This is a genomic window from Pedobacter sp. AC464 (genome assembly GCF_979253075.1).
Window position 1 is genome coordinate 523,498 of record NZ_CEEDBV010000002.1, and the last position, 17,064, is coordinate 540,561.

Below are 17,064 nucleotides of genomic sequence, written 5' to 3' on the forward strand. Positions count from 1 at the left end.
TTTATGTGTTTGCTAATTGAGTAAAGTTTTGAATCTCTAAATTTCAGGATTTTAAAGATAAGCGTCCTAAATTGCATCTAAATCTTACCTGTTATTTTCCCCGTTCAATTTAATTTCGGTTTTCATTGTAAAGGATTATAATCAAGTGCTGAAGGAGGCAAATCTTTCACACCCCAGTTTTTATTGGGTACATTCCCCATCACCAAATTCAGCACCCCGCCAGCAGCAAGTTCTTTATGCGTAAACCAAGCCCGGTTTAAAACTTTACCGTTTAACTCGGCACTTTGTACATATTTATTCTCTGCAGAGTTGTTTCGGGCATTTAGCGTGAAATTTTTACCATTATCAAGTTTTATTGAAATCTTGTTAAAAGCCGGGCTTCCAATGCTATAAACAGGCACGCCAGGTGTTATCGGGAAAAAGCCCATCATTGAAAATACGACGAATGCGGTCATACCTCCCCCATCCTCATCTCCGGGAATGCCAAAAAGATTGTCTGTGTACCAGGTATCCATCAGCATACGAATTCTTTTCTGCGTTTTCCATGGCGAGCCAAGGTAATTGTAGATGTATGGAATGTGGAAACTTGGCTCGTTACCCATCACAAACTGACCAACAAGTCCGGTTGCATCTGGGAATGTGTACCAAAGATTATATTTACTTCTGCCAAGGCTCGCTCTAAACAAATCATCGAGTTTTTCCTCTGCTTTTGCCTTTCCGCCCATTAAAGCAAACATGCCGTTTAAGTCGTGTTTTACATCCCAGTTGTAGGTGTAAGCATTGTTTTCGGTAAAATATTCGCGACCTCCCTGTCCGCCAGAAAATTTCGGATCAAATGGTTCAATCCAGTTGCCGTCAGCATCTTTTGGCCAAACAAAGCCCTTATCTACTCTAAAAACATTTTTATAGTTTGCTGCACGCTCTAAAAACAGCTTTCTGTCTATTTCGTTTCCACTGGCATTGGCAAGTTGTGCAATGCACCAGTCATCGAAACTGTTCTCCAGCGTTACAGAAACACTCTGTCTTTTTTCGAAGCCGTGCACTTCTTTCACAGGTTCTTTCTCGCCTGGCTTAAGTGCAGGCATATAGCCGTTTTTAGTGTAAAAACTATCAAGCGAGGTTGCGGGACCATTTTTCCATGGCAACAGGGTTGCTTCTAACGAATTCTTTCTAACCCCTTCGTAAGCTTTTTTCAAATCAAAATTACTAACGCCTTTATTATACGCATCTAAGATCCAGGCGGCGGCGTGGTTACCCGTCATACACGGATCATCACCAAAGGTTAGCGCAAAAGAGGGCATCCAACCGCTTTGTTCATACATTTGTACGTAGGACTGAATTTTTTCGCCTTCCATTTTAGGATTTAAAATGGTTTGCAAAGGTTCCAGCGCAATGTATGTATCCCATAACCAATTATCCACAAAGAATGGTTTATCCGAAGTGTGTATTTGTTTATCATAACCGCTATAGTAACGCCCGTATTCATTAATATCAATCATTCTTTCGTATGAACGATATAATGAGGTGTAAAAAACCCGCTTCTGAGCTTCAGTTCCGCCTTCGATATTAATCTGGCTGAGTGCTTTGTTCCATGCTGATGTGGCTTTTGCATGAACTTTAGCCATATCCCAATCTGGAATTTCGTTGGCTAAATTTTGCTTAGCCTGTTCTACACTTATAAATGAAACTCCGTATCTAAATGAAACGCTCTGAACCTGGTTGCTCACCTTGAAAAAGGCTTTTGTTTTTGTTTGATTATTTTGATAAACAATTTCCAGCGGCGTATTTGTTTCAGCATAGAAATATGCTTTCATGCCTCTAAAATCTTCAACGCCGCTAATACTCGTTTTGCTGTTGAGGTTAATTTCGCCTTTGTTTAGAATATGCATCCTCAAATACTTATCAGCTTTTGAACTGAAGTTTACTTTGAAAAAGCCTGATTTTGCTGCCGGTGTGAAACTGATATTCGTACCTTGGTCTTCAAGCGTAACCTGGTAAAAATCCGGACTTATTTTTTCATTATCTGAAGTAAATTTCTTCGTCCACGCCTGCTCATTTACCGCTCCGGTATACGGCATAAAACCGAACAACCAGTTTTGCCTGTGGGATGAGATGGTTAGCGGGAAATAAGCAATCTGGTCATCAATCTGGTCGGCACGAACAGGAAAAACCCGAACCATGCTATTTGGTAAATGAACAGCCGGCCTTGTTGGCTCCAAAATTAGCCCAACGCTACCAATCTTCGGATCAACGTATTTTATATTAGACGAATTCTGCTGCGCTAAAGTATTCGTTGCATTAAACGAAATACAGCAACATGCAACCCATAAAAAACTATAAAATTTGCTCGTTTTGAGATTCATATTTATCACCAGTTAAAAGGGAGTTACCGGCCCTTTTATCACTTTATTGTATTACTAAATGGTTTTACTATCCTCGCATAAAAAAAAGGCATTACCCTCCTTTCAATGAAATTTCTTTTCAGCAATTATGGCATTTTCGCTTCTGTCTTCGAGCAGAAAATTTAAATCGCAACAGCTTGCAGCACCGATTAATGCAGCATGCTCTTTTAACTTGGTTACCTTAATATCGGTATGAATTCCATTTCCTTTTAAAGTTGCAATTAATTCGGGAGAAAATGCAGCAAAAGCTCTCGATATATTGCCCCCGATAATTACAATGTCTGCCTTGTGCTGCTTAATAACCGGAATTAAAAATTGAGCTAAATTGTGTCCAAACTCCATAAAAACGCGGGTTGCGAGATGATCTGTTGCCGTTAACGCAGTTAATTCTTTAACGCCTGCAACAGTATTATTACTAAGTTGATTGTACCGCTTCACAAACCAACGGGTAGATAAGTAATCTTCTGCAATTCCATTCATAAAGGGAGAATTCCATAAATCGGCATCTTTAGCAATACCACCTTCGCTATAAGAAGAACCCAAACCAGTGCCGAGCGTTAAGCCAATAACGTTAGCATTACCCCGGGCCGCGCCACCAAAAACTTCTCCTTGTAAAAAGCCTGCAGCATCATTAATAAAATGAATGTTCTCGGCCTGAATATCCAAGCGCTTTGATAGTTCTTCTTTGATATTTACGCCATATAGTGCTTTAAATTTATCCTGATCTTTTATCAACGAAATACCTTTCTCATAATCGAAAGGACCCGGCATTGCTATACCAATGAGTTTTGTTTTAGATGTTGTTTTTAAAAAAGCTTTAACTATAACCTCGCACCATGCGGCTAAAATTTCCTCTTTACTTTCCTGGGAATCTACTGCATTGCGCTCTATCGAATCCTGAACAATTGTTCTGGTTTCTAAATCTATTAATGCCGCTGTGATGTGCGAACCGCCTATATCTACACCTAATGCAACAGGTTTTTCCATTGTCTATCTATCTTGTCTTTATAATTATTACCTGTAATTGTTGATGATACACCAGCAATTTTATCTTTATTTGCTCAAAGAAAATGGCTTATCTTCTTCCAGTTTTCCCCTGTTTATATTTGGTTTGTTACTCATATCTAACTTAAAAATCCCACCATTTAAGATGTCGCGATGCGATAAGAAGGTGCGAGTATAGTTATTTCCATTTAAAGTGGCGGCGTTTATGTAAACATTCTCTTTGCTGTTATTTGGAGCGTCTATTACGAATTTTTTCGAATCGCCTAAATTAATAGTTATTTTCTTAAACATCGGGCTTCCAAGAACATATTCTCCACTTCCGGGCGTAACGCTGTAAAAACCCAGTGCACTAAGCACGTACCACGATGACGTTTGACCTTGATCCTCATCTCCCGGGTAACCGTTTTCTGTGGCATTGTAGAGTTTAGTCATTACCTCGCGGGCATGGAACTGGGCTTTCCAGGGCTCGTTAGCATAATTATATAGGTAAACCATGTGCTGTATGGGTTGATTTCCGTGGGCATACTGGCCAAGATTGGCCATTACCATTTCGGTCATTTCATGTATCATGCCGCCATAAGTACCAACTTTAACTTTGTTCGGCTCTGTAAAAACAGCGTCTAACTTATCTACAAAGTTTTGGTTGCCACCCATTAAATTTATCAAGCCTTTTGTATCCTGGAAAACCGACCATTGCCAATGCCAGGCATTTCCTTCGGTAAATGGGCCACCCCACTCTATCGGGTCGAAATTTGGAGACCAATTTCCGTTTAAATCTCTACCACGCATAAATTTAGAACCCGCATCGTAAACATTGCGGTAATTGTACATCTGCCGCTCAAAAATATCCATGTAAAACTTATTGCCTGTCATTTTCGCCAGCTGATAAGCACAATAATCATCATATGCATATTCCAAAGTTTTTGCAGTAGCTTCACGATATTTTGGGTAAGGCACGTAACCCAGCTCAAAGTATTCCTTCCATCCATCGCGTCCATTGGCCGGGCCCCATGGACCTTTATTTGTCGCTTCGTGCAAATAGGCTTCCAAAGCTTCTTTCGGGTCGAAAGTTCTTATTCCCTTAGCCCAGGCATCTGCCAGAAGGGAAATCGCATGGTTCCCAATCATGCTGCCACCTTCACTTGGAAAAGACCATGAAGGCAGCCAGCCACATTGTTTATAAGCATCGAGCAAGGCTTGCATATATTGCCCGTGCATTTCTGGCTGTAGCAAAGTATTTAATGGAAATTGTGCCCGGAAGGTATCCCAAAATCCAGTATCGGTAAACATATAACCAGGATGAACCTGGCCATCGTATGGACTAAAATAATATGGTTTGCCCTCGGCATTAAGCTCATAGAATTTCCGTGAGAAAAGACTTGCCCTAAAAAAGCAGGAGTAAAAAGTTTCCGTATCTTCTTTGGAACCACCTTCGACTAAAATTTTACCTAAGGATTTATTCCATACCGCAGCTGCATTCGCCTTTGTTTGTTCTAATGTTTTATCTGCACCGAGTTCAGTTTCTAAATTTAGTTCGGCCTGCTCCAAACTGATGTAGGAAGAAGCCGTTTTTACCTGGACATTGGAACCGGGTTTAAATTCGATGTAAGCTCCTTTACCCAAGCCTTCTGCCGTTGTTGAATCGGGAGTAATGATATTCTTTTTGTTTTCCCAGGTTCCGAAAGCTTTTATTGGCTGATCGAACTGAATAACAAAATAACTTTTCCACTCTCTTTTAAAACCTTGCCCATTGCTAACATAACCTGTTATTTTATTTTGTTTCGGGTAGATTTTTACCCCACTTGTACGGATGTAACCATCAAGAACAAGATAGCTTTTTTTACCCTTCGGATAAGAAAAACGAAGATGAGCACCGCGTTCGGAGGGTGAAATTTCGGTGGTAATCTGGTTCTCGAACTTTACTTTATAGTAATTTGGTTTAGCGATTTCGTTTGCGTGTTTAAATTTCGATTCACGCTGATTTTCATCGACCACCAAATTGTCTATCATCGGCATTAAAGAAAAGACAGAATAATCGCGGGTCCACGAACTGCATTGGTGTGCCTGTTGAAAACCTCTGATGGTCTCCTTAAAATACTGATATTTCCAGCCGTCGCCATTTTTCCCTGTTTGAGGTGTCCAGGTGTGCATGCCAAAAGGGAGCGCGGTAGTTGGATAGGTATTTCCCCTGGTTAATTCGTGTTTAGAATTTGTACCCTGTAAAGTATTAACATACTGAACTAAATCTGCCTGCTGAGCAAACAAATTCGCATGGAGCATGCTTAAAACAAGAACGATAGGATGTTTAAACTTCATATACAAATTCAGTAATTCTAATTTCTAACGCCCCATTTTTCTGCCAGTAACTTTATGAAATAGCCACCCACAACACTTCTTGCCTGAAACCCGACTTTTGCGCCGGTTGTGGTTTCGTGCCAATCGTTAAGCGGCACTCTACTTTCTGTTTCATGGGCAAACTTATAGATAGGCTTTATAAACTTTTGGAAATCCTCTTGATTATCGGCAAGGGTTGCTGTCCACATTATCCAATCAGATTTGGTGTAGGTTTTACGGCTATCTAAAGGCAAACCAAAAGCATTTTGCTTCGTTAAATAGTAGTTTATTTCTTTTTTATAAACGGCTTCAGGGAAAAGTTTCAATCCTAAAAGCTTATCCCAAACCAAGTTATATTTTTGGCTCCAGGTATTTTTATCATTAAAAGTTAAGGCAAAATGGTCGCCATCATCAGCCATTTGCTGCCACTTACCGGCCATACCTAAAGCAATGTTCCTGTACTTTTCAGCTTCTGCAGTTTTTCCAATCTGCTGAGCCAGTTGTGCATAGGCGCCAAGTGCTACAATCGCTTTAACTGATAAATTTGCATTTCTGGCCAGGTGGCCGGCGAAATCATCGGTGCATAACTGGTTTGCTGGGTCGAAGCCTTCTTTAGAAAGGTACCCGGCCCAGGTAGCCAATGTGTTCCAGTGCTTTTCAGCATATTTTGCATTCCCTTGTGCCCTGGCAATTGCGGCTGTCAAGATTATCATGTTCCCCGCTTCTTCTACAGGCATGTCTTCTCCATAAGTTTGTCCGTTGGCAAAAGGATAAGTACCCAAATCGTGTGCGGGATAAGGTTTTTTCCATTTTCCACTTTCAGCATAATAGAAAATGCCGTTAAGCATACCTGTTAATAATTCGGGATTATAAATTAAATATTCCGGCGCAGATGGGTAAGTAACATCCACCGTATTTATAAAGCCGCCACTAAAGTTCTCTTTTGAGAGGAATAAGATGTCGCCATTCGGTGCGTAAACTATTTTATGCGCCGCAATACTTTGTCGGTAAGCCAGCTCACATAACTCAGCATATTCTTTACCACCTGCTCTTTCAGCATCAGCAAAAAGTTTCGTGCTAAAATCTGCACATTTCTTAATGATTGTACTATAATCTTTAGCTGCGTTTGCAAGCTGCGTCTCGAAGTTTCCGCCAGATTTTTTCCAGATAGGTGATAACTTTGTGCCAAAATATTCAACTGATTTTAAGTCGTCGTAACCCATCATTAAATACTTCTCCACCGCAGTGTTACCAACGGCTCCAAACGGGATGATACTGCTTAAATTTAATTCTTTGCCATTGGCAACCGATGCAGTTGCCGGGTATTTGTTGCCCAAAAAGCTATTTAAACTTTCTTCCTGTTTATTAATGTACTGCGTTGCCTTAAATTTCTGAGGAACTGCTACATACATATAACCCCAGTCAATTCTTAAGTCGTCTCCTTTCTTTTGTAAAACTGGCTGTTCTACGGTACCGGCGCTAAGTATTGAAAGGTTATTAGAAATCGTTTTCTTCGCCGCAACGGGCTGGTTTGGTGTATTTACCGCGATATTTGTTGATGCACTAAAGTACAAATCAACTTTATGTGCTTTGCCATCAGTAGCTTTAGCAGCATAGCTGATATAACTTATAGGTCTGGCGGTAAGCGCAATATCATTTAACAGCAAGGGCGAAGTAAAAGTAATATTCAAATTAACTGCACCACAGGTAAAACTGTACTTCGTAGAAGTTGCATCAACCATTACATTTGTTTGTTTTGCTAAACCAATAGCCGATTTCTGAGGCACTTCTTCTACGATACCTGCGTCAAGAAATCTGCCACCCGCAGAATTTTTAACATGAATTGCAAGTATGTTTTCGCCCGAGGTTAATACGCTTTCTTCAATTGGAATATAGATGTACTCGTGCACCCAACCTTCCTTTTTGTAAATCTGCTTACCGTTAATAAATACTTCAACGTTATCATCATGGTTAAGCTTTAAATATCTTTTTCCCACTGTTGTTTTCGCGGTGGTAAATTTTCTTCTGTAGTATAAATCGTCGCTTTTCCATTTGGTTTTAGCGGCGTCATCATCGCCAAAAGGCGCAGTTCCTTTTTGCCATTTTGCGTCATCAAACGCCGAGGCTATCCAGCCATCTGCTGGTTTATTAAATGTGTAATTTGCCTGATAAGCAGATTCATCTGCTGCAGGAAGTATGGTTTTATATTCTTTGGATTCTGCACCTAAGAAGCGGTAAAATTTACCATCAACTTTTAGTACGCCAGATAACGATTGGTTTTTACCGGTCCAGTGTTTGGTTACAGACTGGTTCAATTCATCGCCGAAAGACCAAATGCTGAAATAGGTATCATGTGTAATTAATGGGTAAGCTGGTGCTTTGTCTTGAGCAACTGATTGGAAAACGAACAATATGCTCAGCAGTAAAAAGGAAAGATGTCTTTTCATAAATATTTGGTTTAGGCAGCACCAGATTGATAAAGCAGATTAGTAAAACGTTTTACCATTGCCAATATTAAGTAAAAATCAAGAATTTTGATGAATCGAAAATTGTAATATATGAGTTACAGAAATGACTTATTAAATTGCAAATCAAAAAAAAGGTGCTCATAATTGAGCACCTTAATTATTGACCTTTTTATTAGTAACCAGGATTTTGAGTTAAGTTTCCGTTAAGGTTTCTTTGAACCTGAGGAATTGGATAAAGCGCTTTAGTAGCTGTTGTTGGCGTGTGATCCCACCAGGTAGCTGTAGCAAATTTTCCAAAGCGAATCAAATCGTCTCTTCTTAATCCTTCGAAGATAAATTCTCTTCCTCTTTCTGCCAACAATTCATCAAGCGTTAAGGTAGCCGGAGTATAAGCTCTGGTTGCCCAATCAGCAGGTGAATATGCACGTTTTTTACAATCGTTAATTAACTGAACGGCTTCTGCATTTGCAACACCACCATTTTTACGCATAATCGCTTCTGCTTTCGCAAAATAAATCATCGTTAAACGATAAATGTTCCAGTCGCCATTATTATAGTTTGCATCAATTGCAGGCACACCACCCGGACCAGCGAACTGGTTACCTAGCTTGTACTTGTTAAAACGAACACCGCTGTTTTCTTCACCTTCACTCATGTTTGAAACTTTCGAGCCAGTTTTATTTTTCTGAATGTTATCAACAAAGGTAAGTTGTAAACCATTGTATTCTTCCGATGCTAAAACCGGTTGCGTAGGCGCAACAAATTTAAACATTGGGCCTTCTAACATCCATTCTCTTTTTCTTAAATCGGCATCTTCATACGTTGTAAACACACCAGGAATTACAACAATACCATCGTTACCATTTCTACCACCGCCGTAAATTTCCTGCTGTTTAAAGTGGTAAAATTCACTTGGCCACGAAGGCTGGAAGTTGGCTACGCTATAGTTATAAGCGATTGAGAAAATAACTTCTTTAGATAAATCGTTTGTTGTTTTAAATTGATCGGTAATGTTTGGATCTAATTGCATAGTTCCATTCTGAGCACCGCCTTCACCTGCAATTAATTTGTTTGCAGCGGCAATACAATCATCCCAACGTGCTGTGCCTGTCCAAACTTCTGCGTTTAAGTAAAGTTCTACCAACATTGCGTAAGCGCCAGCCTGGCTCATACGTCCTAACTGGCCACGAGATAATTTCGGCGCTTTATCGATGTTCGACTTAATTTCCGATTCGATGAAATTAAATACGTCTTTACGCGATTTGGTTTCCGGTTTTGCAGGGATACCAACTTGTGTAACGATTGGAATATTTCCGAACAAATCCATCAATTTTAAGTAGTGGAATGCTCTTAAAAGTTTAAGCTCAGAGATAAATGCATCTTTTTCAACTTGTGTAATACCCATTGCCGATATTTCACGTTTTTCGATGTTCTCGATTGGGTCATTACATAATCCCATTCCCCAGAACATTAAAGACCAGGCATTGTTAATTCCACCTTCGTCTGTAGTCCAGGTGTGATAGTGCAATCTTTTCCACTTACCTCCATCTTCACCATGGCGGCCTTTAGTTGGCCACGCCAATTGGTCGCCAGAAAGTTCGGCTAAACGCCACCAGCCATCCTGACCAGAAGGTGTAACCCAAGCATTTGCATGGGTATATGGCCTTAAAACTGCTGATAAAACTTCAGTTTTATTGTTATAGAAGTTATCTGTTAAAAGCTGATCGTATGCATTTTCATCTAACTTCGTACATGCATTTGTAAGGCATAAAACGCCTGCAAGCACACTGTATATAATTGATTTATTTTTCATTTTTTTTAATCTTTAGAATCCAACATTTAAGCCAAACAAGAACGAACGTGAACTTGGATAAGCACCACTATTATCAACACCCGGGCCAGTACCGTTATCGCTGATGAAATCAGGATCGCTACCAGTATAACCAGTAATTGTTGCCAAGTTTTGTCCGGTTGCGTAAACACGCATGTTTCTAATTAATTTGGTTTTCAATTTGAAATTGTAGCCAATCGTTACCTCATCGAGTTTTACAAAGCTTCCTTTTTCCAAATAGTAATCAGAATACATATAAGTATCATTAATTTGGCTATACTTATCGAAAGTACTTCTTAACAAATTGCCAGACCAGGTTTTGTTAGCATAGGAAAGTGCAGTTCTATTTAAAATATCGTAATCAAATTTACCTCTCAAGAAAACACGTAAATCGAACTGTTTGTACCTGAAATTGTTCGCTAACGACGCATAATACTTTGGAATTGCATTACCAAGCATTTGTAAATCAGTTACATTTTTGTCTCTAGAGTTGTTGATCTGCGCATTTGGTACAGCCTGGCCATTTCTGTTGTAGAACAACCATTTACCATCAGCCGTAAAACCTGCGAATTTTTTACCCCAAAATTCACCTAGTGCGCCACCTTCGTAAGTGGTGATTGCATCACCTAATGCACCAGCACCACCGATTCCACCAAATGTTTTAAACAAAATTTTGTATTCATCATTTGAATAAGAATCTAAAGTATTTCTTAAGGTACTTGCTGTAGCGTCAATATCCCAGGTAAAATCTTTAGTGTTAAATGCTGCATAACTTAATGCAAGTTCGATACCTTTTGATGAAATCGTACCTACGTTTGTATAAATTGAACTTTGAACAAATGGAGGTTGAGGAGAAGTATAGGTATCTAATAAATCTTTAGTGGTACGTTTAAATAAATCTAATGAACCAGATAATCTACTTTTTAACACAGTAAATTCTAACCCAATGTTTGTTTCTCTTTTGGTTTCCCATTTAAGGTTAGGATTTGGATTTCTGTTCGGACCATAAGTTTCAAGGTATTGGCCATCAGGATATAGATATCTACCACCGCCACCAAGCGTTACCCTCGATGCATTGTTTGCAAAACCACTGTTACCAGTTTCACCGTAACCAACTCTTAATTTTAAGTTGTTTACCCAGTTTACGTTTTTCATGAAGTTTTCATCAGAAATGTTCCATGCACCAGAAATAGCCGGGAAATTACCCCACTTGTTGTTGGCACCAAAACGTGATGAACCTTCTCTCCTTAATATTGCAGTTAATAAATATTTCCCAGCAAAGCTATAGTTAACACGACCGAAAAATGCGATTAACGTGTTGTCATTTTTATAACTACCCATTCCAGCTTTACCAACACCTAATGCAGAACCCTGACCTAAGTTATCCTCATGGAATAAATCGTTGATGAAACCACGGTTACTTGCTGATAAGCCTTCACTGATTCCGTAACGATAACTATAACCTAATAAGCCAGTAATTGTATGTTTAGAAGCAATTGTTGTATTGTATTGTAATGTTGGTTCAACAGCGAAGTTCTGATCTAAAAAGTCTGACTTTGCCGCATAACCTCCACCTGGGAAATCGGTATTTTCTAACGAGTTTTCACTTGCTTTAACGCGGTATGCACCATCGTTTCCACTGTTTCTGGTTACAGATCCGAAAATCGAAGCTTTTAAACCTTTGATAATGTCTAAATCAACTTTAACATCTGCAGAACTTGTTTGCTGTTTGCGGTAAGAAGTTTCCTGGAACAAACGTGCATACTCATTATTACTTGTTAAATCGAAACGGTAGCTTCCATCAGGATTGAAGTTAGAAAGTGTTGGATTTTTAGTTTGCTCACTTTCCCAAGTACCACTATTTTCTCTTGCACCACCACTACCTAATAAGTTAGCTTTGTTAAAGTTGGTAACTAAATTGGCCTGAATTTTCAATCTATCATCTAAACCAGTCTGGTTGATGTTAAATCTTAAAGTATATTCTTCACGACCATTTTCTTTTCCGATACCCTGTAAATCACGATAGTTGATACTTGCTCTATAGCTTGTTTTATCTGTACCGCCACTAAAGTTTAAGTTGTGGTTTTGGGATAAGTTATCGTGGTTGATTAACTGATCAACAAAATCAGTTTCACTTCCAAAGTTCTGTTGTTTAATCTCGCCAGAAGCAATTCTTGCTTTATATTCAGACGGAGATAAGAAATCTAACCATTGGTTGTAATACTCTTTTCTTGCATAACCAGAATAATTAAACTGAGGCGGCCCGGCTTTACCTTTTTTAGTAGTAATCAAGATTACACCTGCGTTGGCGCTCGATCCATAAATTGCAGCTGCAGAACCATCTTTTAGCACGTCAATCGCCTCGATATCATCCTGTTGCAACAAATCCGGGTTACCACCTGGAATACCATCAATTACAAATAACGGACTCGTACTACCCGTAACAGATACAACACCACGAAGCTGAACGCTTACACCAGAGTTAGGGTTAGAACCGCTACGCGTGATATTAAGACCCGCAACTTTACCTTGAATAAGATCCAAAGCATTTCTTGAACCACTTTGTCTGAAATCATCGGCACCAACGTGGGCTACTGCCGAAGTTGTCTCCTTTTGTAACTGCGTACCGTATCCAACTGCAACAACCGTTACATCATCTAGTTTTGTTTCAGTAGTTGTAGCTAATTTTACGCTAACTGTTTTGCTTGCGCCAACGGTAACATTCTGTGTTTCGAAACCGATGTAGGTAAAGCGCAAAACCTCGCCCGCATTAGCTTCAATTGTAAATTTACCGTTTGCATCGGTAACTGTTGTTTTTCCAGAAGTTTGATTTCTGATGCCAACACCAGGAACTGCTGAGTTTTTATCATCAACCACCGTTCCGGTAATAACATTTTGCGCCTGAACTTGCTGCCACAGCTTGTTCGTATCCATGAATCCCTTCGCCCCTTCCCACTCTGAATTCATTGAAAACGCAGGGCCATTCAGCAATATAATTGCAGCAGACAGCCCAGTAATTTTTAGTAAATTAATTTTCATTAGCGGTTTTGTTAAATTTTAATTGATTAGTTTATATTATATTTTCTTTTTACTGTGTACGCCCTTTGTCGATATCTGATATATCTTAACTCTCAACACAAGGCATATCGAGCTATACCTTGTATTGTATTCTATCTATTATGAACCGAGAAAAATTTTAGTGTAAAAACAAAACTGTGCCGGGCAGATAAGTTCTTCTGTAGTAAGGAATAGTAGTACTTGCCATACAGTTAGGGTCCTGCGTAAGTCTCATAAATACATTTGGTTATAGTAAATCGTTTTACTACATCAATGATAGAAATTTTTTGTCAATTAATAAAACGATTTAGTTGTAAAAAAAACGTTACAACAGGATTGCTTTACTAATTTTTAATCTCTGAGGATAAGCTTTGCCGGAATAATGATTTGCTGGTTTGGCAATTTCGATTTTGAAGATAACTGACTTAATATGAGCTGAATAACGTTTTCAGCGATTTCCTCTAAAGGTTGCTGAACGGTTGAAATGCCCGGCGTGTGGAGCTCGAAGGCTTCATGATCGTCGTAGGCAATTACTGAAAAATCTGCTCCGATTTGCTTCTTTATTTGTTTAAGCACCTTTAAACCGCTAATGGCTAAGTAGTTGGTTGCGAATAAAACGGCATCTATTTGCTGGTCTTTGAACAAAGACTCCATCTGGCTGATGGTATCCTTTTCATCTTGGTTGAAATGAATTTTTAGCACCAGACTTTCATCGTAAGGAAGGCCGTAGTCGACCAAAGCTTTTTTGTAGCCCTCTAAACGCTCTGTTATCTGCTGCACGTCGATATCGGTGGTAACAAGCGCAATTTTCTTTTTGCCTTGCTCAATAAAATTCTCGATTGATTGGTACGAAGCGCTGAAATGATTTGCGCCTACATAGTTTGTGCTTAAATCCGGAAGATTCCTATCAAAGAGAATAACAGGCTTATCATCATTTAAAAGAATCTGTATATCTTCTTCCAAACCCTTTATCGGCGAGATAATGTAGGCATCTACCTTTCTCGATTTGAACATATTGATGAGTTCCTGCGCTTTTGCTATGCTGTTTTCGGTACTCGAATAAATGATTTTGTATCCGCGTTTGTACGCTTTATCTTCTATTAAACGAGCTATTTTGGCAAAGAAAGAGTTTGAAATATCCTCTACGATGAGGCCGATAATGTTGGAATTTCCGGTACGTAAACTTCTGGCAATCTGGTTTGGCTTATAACCGCTTTCCTCTATAATCTTTTCCACCTTTTCTATAACTGCCTCACTTATGGATTTTTCTTTGGCTTTTCCATTTATGATGAAGGAAACTGTGGTTATAGAAACATTCGCTTTAACGGCGATATCTTTTATGGAGAGGGCTTTCATTTGCTTAGTTAATTCATAGTATACGAATCAAAACTAAATAAAAAAAAGATAATTTAGTATGGAGAACACTTGCAAGGAACTGATTTAACACTTAGCGTGTAAAATTTAACGTTTCAAATAGTTAATAATCAATTTAGCCGTTTTATCTGATGCACCCGGATTCGCCATTAAAGCCAGCAGTTCATCGTAACCCTTAAGCACCGCTGCTCTCCCCTCGCCGCCCACAATTATGCCCACTTCTTTGCTAACCTGCTCTGTAGTGCAGCTTTCTTGTATAAGTTCAGTTACTATCTTTTTGTTTACAATCAAATTTACAAGCGAGATGAACTTGATTTTTACCAGCATTCTTGCAATCGCGATAGAAACTGCGCCGCCCTTGTACACAACAACCTGAGGCACTTTAAACAAAGCTGTTTCTAAAGTTGCAGTACCCGAAGCTACGACTGCAGCATGCGCATTGTACAACAGGTTATACGTATTACCGAACAATAATTTAACTTTTTTATCACCGATAAACGCCTGATAATAAGCTTCGCTGAAAGTTGGTGCCGCTGCAATTGCAAACTGATAATCGGGATAATGGGCTGTAATGCTTAACATAACAGGTAGTAACCTTTCTATCTCCTGTTTACGACTTCCGGGAAGCAGGGCTATAATTTTTGAATCGCCAAGGTCATTTTGCGCTCTGAAATTGGAATCAGGCTTAAACTGTGCCTTTTCATCCAGTAATGGATTGCCAACATAATCGACCTCCATACCCCATGTTTTGTAAAAACCGACCTCAAAAGGCAGAATACAAAACATATGGTCGACAACTTTCTTAATTTTAAGTACCCGTTTTTGGTTCCATGCCCAAACCTTCGGCGAAATGTAATAACAAACCTTTATGCCATTAGCCTTTGCAAACGCAGCTATTTTTAAATTAAAACCTGGGAAATCAATCAAAATTAGCACGTCGGGTTGCCAATCCAGCAGGTCTTTTTTGCATGCACTTAAGTTTTTGTAAATGGTGCGCAGGTTTAACAAGACTTCGGTAAAACCCATAAAAGCCATATCAGCATAATGTTTCACCAACTGGCCGCCTTCTGCCTGCATCTTGTTGCCACCAAAATATCTGAACACAGCTTCGCCATCTTCAGCTTTTAGCGCTTTCATTAAATTTGCACCGTGTAAATCGCCCGATGCTTCGCCGGCGACGAGGTAATATTTCATATTTGCTTCTCTTTCTCCTTCATCATTTACAAACAAAACCTTTTACAAGATAGCTTGCTTTGAACCTGGCAATAACGCATTAACTTAAAAAACTTTATAATAGAAAAAAACAAATGCACATAGAAATGTCGCTGCCAAAATGCCTCTGCCAATATTTTCTTTATAATGTTTGAAAAAATATTGCATAGTATAAGCATTAGCGGCAATACAGCCAATGTATAACAAATCGGCCTTGGCAAGATAGATTATGTGATGAATCAGGTACCAGGCCAAAGTGCAAAGCACAGCAGGCGTAAATAAACCAATGCCCAAACCAATCCAAACCGAATCTTTTAATTTATTTAACTGATGGTTCATTTGCTAACTAACCAAGGTTTAAACCATCCGGTGCTGAAATTTTTGTAGAAGAATTATCTGCTTTCTTGTTTACATCGAAACTCCAGCTGTTTAATAATGGTATGGCATGATGCGCCGTTAAATCAAACTGAACCGGAACAATGGAAACATAGCCGTGTTCCAATGCCCAAACATCAGTATCTTCACCGCGGTCAAAGTTTTCGAAAACACCGGTTAACCAATAATAAGGTCTTTTGTAAGGGTCTGTTCTTTCATCAAACTCTTCCATCCATTTGGCATTGGCCTGACGGCAGATTTTAACGCCCTTAAGTTTATCGCCTTTCGGAAAGTTAACATTTAGTAAAGTTCCTTCAGGCAAGCCATTTGCCAACACCTGTTCGCAAATTTGCTTTATGTACTTTTTGGTGAAACTGAAATCTGCATCGGCGGCAAAATCATCCAGGGAAAAACCAACAGATGGTATTTTTTCTATAGCACCCTCAACCGCGGCAGACATTGTACCCGAATAAAGTACATTTATCGAATTGTTTAATCCGTGATTGATGCCCGAAACACATAAATCCGGTTTTTTTCCCTTAAAAATTTTGTTGACGCCAAGTTTAACGCAATCTACAGGCGTACCGCTGCATTTATACATTTCTACGCCAGGATACAAATCTACCTTATCGAAACGAATCGGTTTGCCAATTGTAATTGCGTGACCCATCCCGCTCTGCGGACTATCTGGCGCAACAACAACTACATTTCCCAGCTCCTGCATAACTTCCATCAGGTTCTTGATCCCGGTTGCAGTTATGCCATCATCATTAACAACTAAAATATTTGGTTTTGTACTTTGCTTCGTCATGATGTAAAAATACAGATTATTAAATTTAAGGCGTAATAAAGCTAAATTTTTAAGTTGCCAAGTTAATTCCTATATCTTTAGTTTGAAGAAAAAATTATTTCTTTCGATGGCTTAAAGCATATATATTTGGATAAATAACTTATTTGCTGCGATCATTCATTCACCCCTAAGTTGATGAACATCAGCAACCACAAA

General features: G+C 39.2%; 10 protein-coding genes. All 10 read right to left on the reverse strand.

Annotation, left to right across the window (positions count from 1 at the left end; all coding sequences use genetic code 11):
* Nucleotides 1-122: 122 nt before the first annotated feature.
* On the reverse strand, nucleotides 123-2,363 hold the full coding sequence (locus tag AC0IWT_RS12995) for a GH92 family glycosyl hydrolase (protein WP_471797492.1): 2,241 nt from the start codon (nucleotides 2,361-2,363) through the stop codon (nucleotides 123-125).
* A gap of 102 nt (nucleotides 2,364-2,465) precedes the next feature.
* Nucleotides 2,466-3,389, reverse strand: coding sequence for an ROK family protein (locus tag AC0IWT_RS13000; RefSeq protein ID WP_471797493.1), 924 nt, complete (start codon nucleotides 3,387-3,389; stop codon nucleotides 2,466-2,468).
* Between the two features lie 66 nt (nucleotides 3,390-3,455).
* On the reverse strand, nucleotides 3,456-5,723 hold the full coding sequence (locus tag AC0IWT_RS13005) for a GH92 family glycosyl hydrolase (RefSeq protein ID WP_471797494.1): 2,268 nt from the start codon (nucleotides 5,721-5,723) through the stop codon (nucleotides 3,456-3,458).
* A gap of 17 nt (nucleotides 5,724-5,740) precedes the next feature.
* Nucleotides 5,741-8,188 (reverse strand): glutaminase family protein, encoded by a 2,448-nt coding sequence (locus tag AC0IWT_RS13010; RefSeq protein ID WP_471797495.1) that lies wholly within the window; start codon nucleotides 8,186-8,188, stop codon nucleotides 5,741-5,743.
* A gap of 193 nt (nucleotides 8,189-8,381) precedes the next feature.
* Complete coding sequence (locus AC0IWT_RS13015) at nucleotides 8,382-10,022, reverse strand: RagB/SusD family nutrient uptake outer membrane protein (RefSeq protein WP_056869813.1); 1,641 nt, start codon at nucleotides 10,020-10,022, stop codon at nucleotides 8,382-8,384.
* Nucleotides 10,023-10,034: 12 nt separating this feature from the next.
* Nucleotides 10,035-13,079: a SusC/RagA family TonB-linked outer membrane protein gene (locus AC0IWT_RS13020; RefSeq protein WP_471797496.1), complete on the reverse strand. Its 3,045-nt coding sequence runs from the start codon at nucleotides 13,077-13,079 to the stop codon at nucleotides 10,035-10,037.
* A gap of 369 nt (nucleotides 13,080-13,448) precedes the next feature.
* The gene (locus AC0IWT_RS13025) at nucleotides 13,449-14,453 is read right to left on the reverse strand and encodes a LacI family DNA-binding transcriptional regulator (protein ID WP_056869811.1); all 1,005 of its coding nucleotides are present in this window, start codon (nucleotides 14,451-14,453) and stop codon (nucleotides 13,449-13,451) included.
* Between the two features lie 105 nt (nucleotides 14,454-14,558).
* Nucleotides 14,559-15,665 (reverse strand): lipid-A-disaccharide synthase, encoded by a 1,107-nt coding sequence (gene lpxB, locus AC0IWT_RS13030; protein ID WP_471797497.1) that lies wholly within the window; start codon nucleotides 15,663-15,665, stop codon nucleotides 14,559-14,561.
* Between the two features lie 84 nt (nucleotides 15,666-15,749).
* Nucleotides 15,750-16,022, reverse strand: a complete 273-nt coding sequence (locus AC0IWT_RS13035) for a hypothetical protein (protein WP_056869809.1) — start codon at nucleotides 16,020-16,022, stop codon at nucleotides 15,750-15,752.
* Nucleotides 16,023-16,029: 7 nt separating this feature from the next.
* Nucleotides 16,030-16,869: a 5'/3'-nucleotidase SurE gene (surE, locus tag AC0IWT_RS13040; protein ID WP_056869808.1), complete on the reverse strand. Its 840-nt coding sequence runs from the start codon at nucleotides 16,867-16,869 to the stop codon at nucleotides 16,030-16,032.
* Nucleotides 16,870-17,064 lie beyond the last annotated feature (195 nt).